Origin of the sequence: Streptomyces sp. NPDC059142 (assembly GCF_042755665.1) — a bacterium.
GTDB lineage: Bacteria > Actinomycetota > Actinomycetes > Streptomycetales > Streptomycetaceae > Streptomyces.
Genome location: NZ_JBHZDA010000007.1, coordinates 1 through 12,796, shown reverse-complemented (window position 1 = coordinate 12,796; position 12,796 = coordinate 1). Strand labels below are relative to the sequence as shown.

Annotated in this window: 11 protein-coding genes; 5 read left to right on the top strand and 6 right to left on the bottom strand. The window is 73.7% G+C overall.

Annotation, left to right across the window (positions count from 1 at the left end; genetic code table 11):
* Positions 1–109 precede the first annotated feature (109 nt).
* The 5 genes from ACFXPK_RS04775 to ACFXPK_RS04755 form a co-directional block, all read right to left on the bottom strand.
* Positions 110–1,615 carry a hypothetical protein gene (locus tag ACFXPK_RS04775; protein WP_385071649.1) on the bottom strand — a complete coding sequence of 502 codons (1,506 nt, stop codon included), beginning with the start codon at positions 1,613–1,615 and terminating at the stop codon, positions 110–112.
* Positions 1,600–2,226, bottom strand: coding sequence for a 2OG-Fe(II) oxygenase (locus ACFXPK_RS04770; RefSeq protein ID WP_385001718.1), 627 nt, complete (start codon positions 2,224–2,226; stop codon positions 1,600–1,602). The genes ACFXPK_RS04775 and ACFXPK_RS04770 overlap by 16 nt, the downstream gene beginning before the upstream one ends.
* A 17-nt stretch (positions 2,227–2,243) precedes the next feature.
* Positions 2,244–3,065 carry an SDR family NAD(P)-dependent oxidoreductase gene (locus tag ACFXPK_RS04765; RefSeq protein ID WP_385071647.1) on the bottom strand — a complete coding sequence of 274 codons (822 nt, stop codon included), beginning with the start codon at positions 3,063–3,065 and terminating at the stop codon, positions 2,244–2,246.
* A gap of 268 nt (positions 3,066–3,333) precedes the next feature.
* Positions 3,334–4,035, bottom strand: a complete 702-nt coding sequence (locus tag ACFXPK_RS04760; RefSeq protein WP_385071644.1) for a tyrosine-protein phosphatase — start codon at positions 4,033–4,035, stop codon at positions 3,334–3,336.
* Positions 4,036–4,269: 234 nt separating this feature from the next.
* A complete protein-coding gene (locus ACFXPK_RS04755) occupies positions 4,270–5,043 on the bottom strand; it encodes a DUF6071 family protein (protein ID WP_385001727.1) in 774 nt (257 codons plus the stop codon).
* A gap of 523 nt (positions 5,044–5,566) precedes the next feature.
* Between ACFXPK_RS04755 and ACFXPK_RS04750 the strand changes: the two genes are divergently transcribed.
* The 5 genes from ACFXPK_RS04750 (at position 5,567) to ACFXPK_RS04730 (ending at position 11,598) form a co-directional block, all read left to right on the top strand.
* Positions 5,567–6,934, top strand: a complete 1,368-nt coding sequence (locus ACFXPK_RS04750; protein ID WP_385071641.1) for a B12-binding domain-containing radical SAM protein — start codon at positions 5,567–5,569, stop codon at positions 6,932–6,934.
* On the top strand, positions 6,931–8,136 hold the full coding sequence (locus ACFXPK_RS04745) for a pyridoxal phosphate-dependent aminotransferase (RefSeq protein WP_385001733.1): 1,206 nt from the start codon (positions 6,931–6,933) through the stop codon (positions 8,134–8,136). Before ACFXPK_RS04750 ends, ACFXPK_RS04745 begins: the two co-directional genes overlap by 4 nt.
* Positions 8,137–8,205: 69 nt before the next feature.
* Positions 8,206–9,678 carry a carbamoyltransferase gene (locus ACFXPK_RS04740; protein ID WP_385071637.1) on the top strand — a complete coding sequence of 491 codons (1,473 nt, stop codon included), beginning with the start codon at positions 8,206–8,208 and terminating at the stop codon, positions 9,676–9,678.
* Positions 9,659–10,483, top strand: coding sequence for a hypothetical protein (locus tag ACFXPK_RS04735; protein WP_385071634.1), 825 nt, complete (start codon positions 9,659–9,661; stop codon positions 10,481–10,483). The genes ACFXPK_RS04740 and ACFXPK_RS04735 overlap by 20 nt, the downstream gene beginning before the upstream one ends.
* Complete coding sequence (locus ACFXPK_RS04730; RefSeq protein ID WP_385071631.1) at positions 10,480–11,598, top strand: methyltransferase; 1,119 nt, start codon at positions 10,480–10,482, stop codon at positions 11,596–11,598. Before ACFXPK_RS04735 ends, ACFXPK_RS04730 begins: the two co-directional genes overlap by 4 nt.
* A 60-nt stretch (positions 11,599–11,658) precedes the next feature.
* Here ACFXPK_RS04730 and ACFXPK_RS04725 read toward each other — a convergent pair whose 3' ends face one another.
* Positions 11,659–12,684, bottom strand: coding sequence for a glycoside hydrolase family 113 (locus tag ACFXPK_RS04725; RefSeq protein ID WP_385071628.1), 1,026 nt, complete (start codon positions 12,682–12,684; stop codon positions 11,659–11,661).
* Positions 12,685–12,796 lie beyond the last annotated feature (112 nt).

Below are 12,796 nucleotides of genomic sequence, written 5' to 3'. Positions count from 1 at the left end.
GGGGTGGGGTTGCCCGGCCCGCCGGCCCCGCCGGCGCGGGGCAAGAGCCCGCCGGGGGCGGGGGCCCCCGCCGCGGGCGGGGGCGGCCGGGGCCGTGGTGGACGGGCCGTCAGACATCGTGGAACGCCTCCTTGTCCTGAGGATCCGCCGGGACGTCCGCGTCCGTGGCGCGCGCGGGATCCGCGGAGTGCGCGGGATCCGCGGTCCCGCCGGGCGTGATCCGCGCGCCCAGGGCGCGGAGCTTGGCGGGGAGCCGCGCGTAGCCCCGGGCCAGGTGCTCCACGCCGTACAGCCGGTGCGGGGTGCCGACCGCCAGCGCGGCGAGCAGCAGCGCGGCGGCGGCCCGCAGATCGTTCCCCCGCAGCGGTCCGGACGCCGGGCGCAGCGCACCGGGACGGATCCGCAGCTCCTGCCCGTGCACGGCCAGCAGGGCGCCCATCGAGCGCAGCCCGTCGACATAGCCGAACCTGCCCGACCAGACGGTCTCCACCAGCGTCGACGGCGCCGAGGCGGCCAGCAGGAGCAGCGCGAACAGGGGCTGGGCGTCGCTGTAGACCAGATGGGACGCGGCCACGACCCGGTCCGGTGCCAGCGGACCCACGGCCGGCCGGATCCGCAGCAGATCGCCGTCCCAGCGGAGCGGGACCCCGATCCGCGCCAGATGGCGCAGCTCCGGGGCGAGCCCGTCCCGTACCACCTCCGCGTGGGTCAGCCGCAGGGTCAGCTCCTGGTCGAGCAGCACGCTCGCCGTGATGAAGGTGATCACCTCCAGGAGGTCCGAGGGCAGGGTGAGGGACGCCCCGCCGATCGGCCCGTCCGCGCCCTGCACCTCGATGACGTCCGGGGTCACGTCCACCGCCACCCCGGCCAGCGCCAGGACCCGGGCGAGTTCGCGCGCGTCGGGTTTGGGATAGGGGTGCCGCAGCACGGTGGTGCCCCGGGCGGCGGCCGCGGCCAGCAGCGCGGTCTTGGTGGCGCCCGAGTAGTGCGGGCCGGTGGGCAGTCCGTCGCACGGGTCGGGGGTGGAGAAGTCGGCCAGGTCGATCACGGCGCCCCGCAGACCCCGGGGCGCCGTCGCGGTGAGTCCGCCGCCGTCCGTGGCGCAGGTGGCCCCGAAGCGCTCCAGTACCCCGGCGATGTGCTCCACCGGACGGCCGCCCCGGTGCCCGCCGCCGATCCGGCAGCCGCCGTGCGCCCCGGACTCCACCCGCCCGTGGCGGGCCAGCAGCACGGGCAGCAGATAGGCGCCGCCGTGCACCCGCGCCGACCAGTCGGCGGGCACGCGGTGGCCGGTCAGCGGGGCCGCGTCGATCCGTACCCGCTCCGCCGCCGCGTCGATGTCGACGCGCGCGCCGAGGGCACGCGCCATTCCGGCCAGCGCCTGACGGTCGGTCAGATCCGGTGCGTTGCGCACCTCCCAGGGCTCCTCCGACAGGCAGGCCGCGGCCAGACAGCCCACCATGAGGTGCTTGAACCCGGACATCCGTACCTCGTCGGCGAGGCGCGGTCCGATGTCGATGTCCCAGTACGGCGCCGGGCCGGGCGGCGACGGGGGAGAGGCGTCGCCGGGGGCGCGGTCGCCGCCGGGCAGCGTGGGGGTCAGCCGAGGTTCCACATCTCCACCTGGCAGGTCAGCCGGTACTGCGGGGCATGGGCGGCCACCGGGGCGACCGCGTGCCAGGAGTGGTCCGAGCGGGCGAAGAGGACGGAGCGCCCGCCGCCCGGCACCACGGTGGCGTAGGGGCTGACGGTCAGGTCGGGGCCGGTTCTGACCTCGAACTGCCCGCCGTGGTCGTCCGCCCAGTCGTCGTTGAGGTAGATGACATGGGTGGCGCGCTTGCCCGGCTTGTCGGTGTGCGCGGAGATCCGGTCGCCGCCCTGGAAGACGAAGAGACCGATGTCCAGGACGGTGTCGGAGACGTCGACGCCGATGGTGCGGGCCACCCAGTCGCGGTAGGTGTCCGCCTGGAGGTGTTCGACCAGCCCGTGCCAGGTCCCGCCCATCTCGGCCATGCCGGGCTCGGGTTCCCCGTGACGGATCAGCGGGAGGACCGCCATCCGGTACGTCTTGTCCCCGTCGCCGGTGCGCTCGGCCGGATGCAGCGCCCGCGGCGCGGGCATCTCCTCCCGCAGGCTCCGGGCGGCTGGCGCCGGGATCACGGAGTGGGCCACGGCCCACCGGTACGGTTCGTCGTGCCGTTCCACCGGCGCGTTCAGGTCCAGCAAGAGCTTCGTCCTCTCCGTCAGTGGTGCTGGATGGGCAGGGCCGCAGGCTCACCCGCGGCGGTGGCGGGCTCCTCGGGGGGCTGAGGGGCGCGCGCCCCGTAGGACACCTCGGGGGTGCCCTCGGAGCCGGGCTCGCGGCTGCGCAGGATCTGCACCTCGGTGAACGCGCGCCGCTGGTCGGCCGCGATGTTCCAGACGATCCCGGCGACCTCGCCGGGGTCCATCATGGCGCCGAAGTCCAGGGCGAGCCCGGTGTGGAAGTCGGGTACGGCCAGGCCACCGGGGTTGACCAGGGTGACCCGGTTCTCCGGGTGCGCGGCGAGCAGTTCGGGCACCAGGTTCCGTACGAAGGTGGCCTGCGCGGCCTTCAGTCCGCAGTACAGCGACTCGCGTTCGCGCCGCTTCCACGAGGACGAGGACGCGATGGTGATCAGATGGACGGGGCCCTCGGCCTCCGCCAGCAGCCGCCGCAGGAAGAGCACCGGGCCGGAGAACAGCAGCCTGGTCAACTGCTCGACCTCGTCCTCGGTGGTCTCCACCAGGGCCTTCTTCAGGAACGCCCCGGCGACCCACAGTACGTAACAGGGGCTCGGCAGCTCGACGGAGGCGGTCCGTACGCTCTGCGGATCGCACAGGTCCAGGGCGCGGGGGAGCAGTCCGTCGGGGTCGGGGCCCGGTTCGGCGAGCGGGGCGGCGGAGCGTCCGTACACCACGGTCCGCAGGCCGCGGTCCCGTGCGGCGAGGGCGAGGGCACGGCCCAGACCGTGGGTGCCGCCGATCACCGCCGCGCTCCGGAAGGAGCCGGGCAGCGGCCGTGCCGCCGGGGACGTCGGGCTCATGTGGGCTCCTGTCGCAGGGGAGTTCGGTCGGGTGCGGGTGGTGCGTACCGGGTACGGGGCGGGCGGGGCCCGGGTGGTTCTCCGCCCCGGGGGAGGAGGCAAGGAGCTGGCCGCTGCGGCGGGGGCCGGCCGGGTGTTCCGGTGAGCGGCTTCCGGGTGTCCCACGGCTGACCTTCTCCTCGCCTCCACCGCCGGGCAGAGGAACCGCCGGGGCGGTGCGCTGCTGGGCGAGCGGGCGGAGTCGTGCGGGGTGCTCAGTTCGCGGTGCTCAGTGCGGGGCGCCGGAGCGCGGCCCGGCGGTGAGCGCGGCCGTGAGGGTCGCCAGGTCGGCGGGGTGGGCCCCGGCGTCGACGAGGGCGGCCCGCACACTGCCGTGCCGCTGCCGCAGTTCGGCGAGCCAGGTGGTCATGGTCACGGCCGGCGTGCCGAGGTGGACCAGATAGTCCTCGCGCGTCCAGCCGTGCGCCCGCCACTTGGGCGCGTAATGGTCGACCAGCGGGGCCAGTTCCGGGCCGCTGGCCGCGTAGTCCGCGGCGATCAGCTCGTCGGGCACCCCGGCCAGGGCGAGGAGCGCGGCGACCACCACCGCCGTACGGTCCTTGCCCAGGTGACAGCAGACCAGGAACGGTCCGCCCGCCGCGTCGGCCAGGGCGGCGAACAGCTCGGGGACACCACCGGGGGCGCTCCGCGTCAGAATGGCGTGGTAGTAGCGGACGTAGTGGCCGGGGGACGGCCGGGGCACGTGCACGATGCCGCGCGGGTACCCGGTGAGCGGGGTACGGGCCCACCGCACCCCCTGTCCGAGGAGTGCGGCCGGGGCGCCGGAGCGGTCCGTCTCGTCCTGTGACCGCAGGTCGACCACCGTGCGCAGCTTGTGACGGTGTGTCAGCTCCGCGGCGGTGCCCGCGTCCATGGCGGCGCCCGCGCCCGCCCGCCAGACACGGCCGGGCACCACCCCCGGAGGTGCCACGGCGCGGAGGTTGACCGCGCCGGGGAGGGCCCGGGGCGGGTACGGGGCCGACGGCGGCGGCGTACCCATCAAGCGGACGGCGCGGAGAGCGGGGCCGGGGCGAGCGGGGTGCGGGGGCTGTCCATCAGGGGTGCCTTTCCGTAGGGGGCGCGTCGGAGGCGTCCGGGGTGTCCGGAGGTGTCGGACGCGCCAGGGGTGTCAGGCGGGTCAGAGGTGTCAGTGGCGTCAGAGGCGTCAGGGGTAGAGGAAATCGCGGTTCGCGGAGCGGAAGACGCGCCGGCGGGTGAAGGCGGGACCCGAGGGCGCGGTGACGGGCGTGGTGGTGGGGCGTCTCAGCAGCCGCCCGGCCACCACATGCGCCGCCAGTTTGTGCGCCCATGTCTCGTGACCGTCCTCGGCGGGATGCCGCCCCTTCCACCCGGTGCCGGACGCCCGCAGCACATCGGCCATGGACCCGTCGGGGTCGCCGAACCGGTAGAAGTGCGCGCGGTCCACCATCTCCACACCGGCGCTCCCGGCCAGACCGGCCCGGCCGAGGGTGTCGAAGGAACTCTCGATGGAGTCGAAGAACAGATACGGGACCCGGTGCAGCCGCAGGAACGACTGGAGCGCCAGGATCTGTGTGATCAGCCGGCTCCCGGACTCCCGGTCGTGCCAGGCCACCTCACGGTAGACATCGGTCAGTCTCTGGAGCTCCGCATGCCCGTGCTGCTGATACGGAATGACCTGGCGGAACTCGCCGTCGACATAGAACTCACGGCGCATCGCGCCCGACCAGCCGACGACGACGAGCAGATGGCCTTTCTCCACGGTCTCACGGTTTTCGGCCAGCCAGTCGACGGTGGTGCGCAATATCCGGTCGTTCGAACCGGAAATGACGGCGTCGTTCACCACGCTCTCGGCATCCAGGAAGTCACCCAGCCGGGCCGGCCAGGAATGTTCCTCCCGATAGCTTCGCAACGCGGGATCGGGGTCGAGATCGTCGACCAACTCGGCACCGTACGTCATGGAACAGCCATTGGCGTACACAAGCACGACTTACCTCCGGACAGCACATGGAAGTAACGCGACACAATGCGAGGTGCTGGGTGTGAATGAAAACACTCGATTGTGCGGGGCGGCAACCGCGCCGGACACACTTCGCCGGTACGTCCCGTCGGTTCAGGCCATATGGAAGAAGAAGTGCACCTGTGCCACCGGCTCTTCCTTCCGTCTGACCTCGCAGCTCCCCGCGATGCCACGCGGGCGGGTGGAAAGGAACCGGTCAAGAACGGCCGGAGGGCCGTCGCACCGGTGAATAGGAAGCGCTGCGAAAGGGGTAGAACGCACCACATGCTTCCGGCGGAACCGGGGCACGCCCTGCTGATTCTCCCGCGGGCCGCGTGGCCCCGGCCGGCGCTCCGCGAGCCTGCGGACGCGCGGCGGGACCGCCGCCCGGACACCCTTCGCCCCGCCGAGCGGCACCGGCCCACGAGCCTGCCGCCGCACGGCGGTCCACGCAGTTCCGACCCATCGACGCAAGGGAGCGCACATGACGGACGTGCTGCTGATCTGGCCGCCCCACGTGCCGAGTTACTTCAACGCCGGCCACCACAGTCCGCTGTACATGGTGGCCGGCCATCTGCGCCGCCGGCCGGGCGCGGGACGGGTGGACACCTGCGAGGCCGGCACCCTGAGCATGAACTGGAAGGGCGTCGGCGACCTGCTCTACCAAGGCCGCTACGACGTCGTCGCGGTGATGAACGACTTCGACGCGGTGGACGGACTGGCGCGATTCGCCGAGTACGTCCGGGTGCTTTCCCCGCAGAGCAAGCTGATCACCTTCGGCCGGCTCTCCAGCCTCAACCCCGGCTATTTCCGCCGGTTCGACCTGGACGCCGTCGTGCAGTCCGGGGACTACGAGTGCGGAGTCGCGCACTACGTCAACAGTCTCGCGGAATCCGGTCCCGAAATCGTCCCTGTGGCCGGATTACCCGGCGTCGCTCTACGGCACGGCGAGAACTGGCTCGAACCCGGCGGCCACGGCGACCGGCTCGACCCCGAGGAGTGGTCCCTGCCCGATGTCGACGAAATTCCCTACCAGGACTACGATCGCTTCTACGCCAAGGACGAACACAAATTCTGCGGGATACCCTTCCGGCGCGAACTCGTCGTTCCGGCGGCCCGCGGATGCCCGGTCGGCTGCGAGTTCTGTGAAGTCCCGGAGATCTTCGGACTCCGCGAACGGCGTATGAGCGTGGACGCCGTCATCGATTACATCCGGGACAGTTACGCCCGCCACCCCTTCGAATACGTCGCCTTCTACGCGCCCACCTTCACGCTCGACCGGCGCTGGGTACGGGAACTGTGCGAGCGGTTCATCGAAGGCCCGGTCTCCCCCCAGTGGAAATGCGCGACCACCGTCCACCACCTCGGGGAGGAACTGGTGGCCCTGATGGGCCGGGCCGGCTGCGTCCGGATCTCCGTGGGGCTCGAAACGCTGGAGCCGGAGGGCCAGGGCGGGCTGCCCCGGAACAAACGCATCGAGGAGGAGAGGTTCCGGACGCTGGCCCGCTGGTGCGCCGCCGCCGGCGTCGAGCTGAACGCGTTCGTCATCGTCGGACTGCCCGGCACCTCCGTCGAGGGCACGGCGCGCACCGTCGAGTTCGCCCGCTCGCTCGGCGCCCGGATCCGCCCCACCATGTACACCCCGTTCCACGAGATGACGGGCGACATGACGACCCATCAAGTGGCCCGTTTCAACCGGCAACTGATCAGCGGGGAGCCGGTAGAGCCACCGGCCGGCGCCGACGGTTCCGGGCGGCGGCCCGAGGCCGACGCCCGTTACGCCTTCCTGTTCGGCCGCGAGGACCGGCTCACCAGCGTCCACGAACGCATTCCGCAGCGGGCCCCCCGTTGACCGGCCCGGTGCACGGCGCGCCGGGACCGGCCCGCACCGTGGACCTCGGCGGATTCCGCTTCCCGCTCGGCACGGAGACCCTCGGCCTGACCTGGCGGCCCCGCGAACGCCGCTCCGGCACGCTCAACCTCAAGAGCTGCGAACTCCAGCACCCGTGGAGCGACCGGCTGGTACGGAGCGAACTCGCCGCCCTTCCCCTGGCGGAGACCATCGCCTACCCCTTCCAGGACCGCGCCCTGGACGCGCTCGGTGCCTACCACGGCCTCGACAGCGGTCATGTCCTGCTCACGGCGGGCTCCGACAACGGCATCGGCCTCGTCGTCGACGCCCTCGTCCGCCCGGCCGGCCGGCTCCTCCTCCAGGAACCCGCCTTCGAAGCCTGGCGGCACTACGCCGCGCTCCGTCGCGTCCAGGTGACGGGCGTGCCGGGAGTCACCGGGGCGCCGCCCACCGCCGACCCGGGGCCCCTGCTGGAGGCGTTGCGGAGCACCCCCGGGCCCGCGGTGGCCGCCGTCACCAACCCGGGCAGCCCCAGCGGGCTGCTGCACCCGCCGTCCACCATGCGCCGGTTCGCCGAGACGGCCCGGGACCGCGGCCATCTGCTCGTGATCGACGAGGCGTACGGCGACTTCGTGGACACCTCCCACGCCCCGCTCGTCGCCGAGTTCCCCAACGTCGTCGTCGTGCACTCCTACTCCAAGACGTTCGCCCTGGCCGGACTGCGCGTCGCCGCGCTGCTCGTCCATCCCGACCTCCGCGAACACCTCGGCCGCTTCCGCCCGGAGAACGCCGTCGGCGCCCCCGGCGTCGCCCTGCTGGAACGACTGGCCCAGCGGCGCCCACGCTGGCGGGAGATCTGGCGGGACGTCCGCGCCGTACGGCAGGAGTTCACCGACCGGGTCCTGTCCACCCACCCCGAGTGGCAGGCGCTCCAGCCGGGCGCCAACTTCGTCACGTTCTGGGCACCTGGCCCCGCCACCGCCGACGCGGCCCGCGACCACCTCGCCGCGCACCACGTCCGAATCCGCTCCCTGTCCGACGTCCCGGGGCTGCGCGGCTGCTTCCGGGTCTCCCTGGCGGACCGGCCCGAGATGGAACGGGTCGCCCGGCTGCTGGACGCGGTGGCCGACCGCACCCGCTCCCGCGTCCCGGTCCCGGCCACCCAGGACGAGGCCGTACGGCACGGGGAGCGGCCGGATTGACCCCGCCCCGGCCCCGGCCCGCACGGTTCCCGCGACCCCGACTCCGCGCACCACTGGAGGTGCCGCACCATGGCGCACATCCTCGGCCTGTCCTGCCGCAGCCACGACGCGGCGGTCGCCGCGGTCCGCGACGACGAACTCGTCTTCGCCTCCCACTGCGAGCGGTACAGCAGACGCAAGAACGACGCCGCACTGGACCCGGGGGCGCTGTCGGCGGCCCTCGCCCACCTGGACCGGGTCGACGACGTCGTGTACTACGAACGCCCCCTCCTGAAACGCACCCGGCAGCTCCGCTCCGGACAGTGGGCACTGGCGGCCGACCCGGTCGGCCTGCGCGCGTATCTGCGCCGCTTCCCCCAACTGCGCGGAGCGCGCCTGCACATCGTCGACCACCACCGCTCGCACGCGGCCGGCGGCTACTACACCTCGGGGCTGCCGGAGGCCGCCGTCGTCGTCGTGGACGGCATCGGCGAGTGGAACACGGTGTCGCTCTGGCACGGCAGGGGCGACCGCCTCGACCGGGTCGCCACCGTGAACTACCCGCACAGCATCGGCCTGTTGTACTCCGCCTTCACCCAGCGCGCGGGGTTCAAGCCCAACGAGGAGGAATACATCATGATGGGCCTGGCGGCCTACGGGACGCCGGACCTCGCCGAGGTGATGTGGGAGGACTTCGTCGAACGGGCCGACTGGCCCGACTTCCGCCTCACCCGCTCGGTGCACCGGGGCATCGCCGACTGGCGCCCCGAACAGGACGACCCGGCCACGCTCGCCGCCAGCGCCCAGGAAGTGACCGAACGGCTCCTCGACGGTTTGTTCGCCTGGGCGGCCAGGGAGACCGGCTCCCGCAACCTGGTCTTCTCCGGCGGGGTCGCCCTCAACTGCGCCTACAACGCCCGCCTCGCCCGCTCCGGGCTCTTCGACACCATCTGGATCATGCCGAGCCCGGGGGACGCGGGCAGCTCGGTCGGCTCCGCCCTCGCCCATCTCGGCCGGCACATCCGCTGGCCGGGACCGTACCTCGGCCACGCCATCGACCGGGAACCCGATGTGGAGGACGCCCTCAAACGGCTCATCCGGGGCGAGGTCCTGGCCGTGGCGCACGGCAGGGCCGAGTTCGGACCCCGCGCCCTCGGCAACCGCAGCCTGCTCGCCGACCCGCGCCCGCCCACCGCCAAGCGCCGGGTGAACGAGATCAAACGCCGCGAACCCTTCCGGCCGTTCGCCCCCATCGTCCTGGAGGAACACGCCCACGCCTGCTTCGACCTGCCCGTACCGACCAGCCCGTACATGCAGTTCGTCGCCGACGCCCGGGAACCCGAGGCCCATCTGGCGGTCTGCCATGTCGACGGAACCAGCCGGGTCCAGACCGTCAACGCGCGGCAGAACCCGTTCCTCCACACCCTGTTGCGGCGCTTCCACGAGGAGACCGGCTGCCCGATGCTCCTCAACACCAGCCTCAACATCAAGGGCGAGCCACTGGTGAACACCTCCGAGGACGCCGACCGGTTCGGGAAGCTCCATGGCATCTCCGTCCTGTGACGCGCCGCGCGGACGGCCGGTGCGGCGGATCGTCGTCCTCGGCAGCCCCGGCAGCGGCAAGACCGCCTTCTGCCACCGGCTCGCCGTCACGACCGCCCTGCCGCTCTACCACCTGGACGACCTCTACTGGTCCCCCGGCTGGTCCCGGCCGGGGGAGAGGGAGTGGGACCGCCGGATCCGTGCCCTGTGCGCCCTCCCGCGGTGGATCGCCGACGGCAACTACGCGGGCAGCGCCGAACCGCGCGCCCGCGCCGCCGATCTCGTCGTGCTCCTCGACCGCCATCCGCTGCTGTGCGCGGCGGCGCTCGTACGGCGCAGTCTGCGCCTGCGGCGCTCGGCCCAGGGCACGGAGGCACGGGGGACGCCGCCGCGCGGCGGACCGGGCCGACGCCGCACGGCGCGGGGGACGGCGCGCGGGACGGAGTACGTGCCGCGCCGGCTCCGGGACTCCGGCGACCCACCGGTGCTCAGCCTGACCGCCCTGCTCCGCAAGGCCCTGCTCTTCCGGCGCCGGGACCTGGTCGTCATCCATGACGTCCTGCGGCGCACCGGCGCCCCCGTGCGTCGCTGCCGGACCCGGCGTCAGGCGGCCGCCCTGCTCACCGAACTCGGCGGGCCCGGCCCGTACCCGCCGCCGTGGGAGGAGGACCGTACCGCCGGACATCGGGACGCCGGCCCGGTGGCCGGTCCGCCGCCCGGTGGCCCGCCGCCGCACGAAACGGGCGGGTGGTCCGCGCGGACCACCGTCACCCCCTGCACCTGTCCGGGCTCCGCCACCGCGCCATCCCTCTGGAGGAGTACATGACCACCGCGCCCCCCTCTGCCCCGGGCCGGACCGACGGCCAGGAGCCGCCCCGCTCCCTCGCCGAGATCGCCGACATCGTCACGCCGTTCGCCGTACGGGCGGCGGCCACCCTCCGTCTCGCCGACCACATCGCCGCCGGACACACCCGGCTGCCCGACCTGGCCGAAGCGGCGGGCGCCGACCCGGCGGCCCTCGCCCGGCTGCTGCGCTTCCTCACCTGCCGGGACGTCTTCGCCGAGCCGGAGCCCGGGACGTACGCGCTCACCGAGCTGGCCGGGGAACTCCTCTCCGGCCACCCGGCCAATCTGCGGCAGTGGCTGGACGCCGACGAGGTGGCCGGCAGGCTCGACACCACCTTCCCGTACCTGGTGGACGCGGTGCGCTCAGGAAGCCCCGTCCACGAGAAGGTCCACGGCGCCCCGTTCTGGGCCGACCTGGGCGCGTCGCCCGCCCGCACCGAGTCCTTCGACCGGCTGATGGCCCAGGTCTCCCAGTCCACCCGGGGCATCGGCACCGGGTACGACTGGTCGGGCGTCCGGCATGTCGTCGACGTCGGCGGGGGCACCGGCGCCCTGCTCCGGGAGATCCTCCAGGCCCATCCGCATCTGCGCGGCACGGTGGCCGACCAGGCGGGGTCCGTCGCCGAGGCGCGCCGCCACCTGGCCGCGCACGGTCTCGCCGACCGGGCGGACGCGGCGGTCCACGACATGTTCGACCACCTGCCGACGGGCGCCGACGCGTGTCTCCTCTCCCGGGTCCTGGCCGACTGGGACGACGAGAGCGCCGTACGGATCCTGCGGACCTGCGCCGCCGCCGTCCCCGGCGGTGGCCGCGTACTGATCGCCGAACGGGTGCTCCCGGGCGAGCCGGCGCCCGGCGCCGGGAGGACCGCCGAGGCGCTGGCCGAGACCCGCCGGCTGACCTCGCACGATCTGCGCATGCTGGTCCTGCTGGGCGGCCGGAAGCGTTCGGTGGCGGACTACGCCCGGCTCGCCGCACGGGCCGGGCTCACCCCGGGCGGGTCCGGGCGGCTGCCGGGAGGCGCCACCGTGATGGACTTCCGCTCCGGCGGGACCGCCTCACCCGGACACGATCCGCGGACCCTGTCCGGGTGACGCGCGAGGACGGCCACGCCCCACGCCCGCGCGCCGGGCGCCGGGGCCCGGCCGTCCTCGTCACTCCCGCCACCAGCTCCGCAGCACCCGCTCGGCGGGCTTGCCGTGCGGGGTGTAGGCCAGCCGCCGTTCCGTCTCGCCGCTGTCCGGCCAGTCGTCCCACATCCACCAGCACACCCCGGCCCACCACGGCTCGTCCTCGAACGCCGTCAGCAGGGCCTCGTAGGCAGCCGCCTGCTCCTCGTCCCCGGCGCGCTCGCTCACCGTCCAGGAGTACGGCTCCGCGGCGGTCCCGTGCTGGCTGACATATCCGGCCTCGGTGAACAGGATCTTCCGGTCCTGCCGCGCGGCGAACGCGGCGAGTTCGGCGACGACGGGCCGCCAGCCCTTCGCCAGCCGGGCCGGATCGGTGGTGGCGGAATCCGCCAGCGGCCAGTAGGCGTCGATGCCGATCAGGTCGAGGGAGGTCCAGAAGCGGATGCCGGCGTACTCGTCGTAGTTGGCGGCGTAGGTCAGCGTGCCGTCGTAGGTCCCGCGCACCGCGGCGATCACGGCCCGCCAGCGCCGCCGCTCGCCGGAGGTGCCCGCCAGCTCCGTACCGACCGCGAACTGCTCCACGTCCAACTCGGCGGCCATACGGGCGTAATGGGTGATGAAGCGTTGGTACGCGGTGAACCAGGCGTCCTTGTCGGCGGGCCGGATGTCCGCCCGGTCCTCGCCGTTCACCAGGTCCACATGCGGCTTGAGCATCACCTTCAGCCCGGCGGCGTGGGCCAGGCCCACGATCCGGCGCACTCCGGCGTCGTCGGCCGTCTCGTCGGTGGGGCGGATCGTGGAACGGCCGGTTCCGTCCTGGTACCAGGTGGGGGTGAACACCACCCACCGGGCCCCGGTGGCGGCGATCTGCCGCAGATAGGCGGGCGCCTCGCGCCGGCTGTAGTCCCCGGTGTCCCAGGCGGGCAGCGTGATGCCGCGTATCCGCTGCCCGGGAGAGCTGTCCCCGCCCGTCGTGCAACCCGTCAGTACGGCGACGGCGGCGGTCGCCGCCGCCACCAGGGTCGCGGTCGTCCGCCTCAGCGCTCTCATCGGAACAGACCTTCCTCGGGCAGGGCCCGGACGGGGCGGGCCCCCGCCGCGCGCCCCCCCGCGGGGGGGGCGGGGCGGCCGGGGGGGGGGCGGGGCGAGCGCGGCAGCGCGC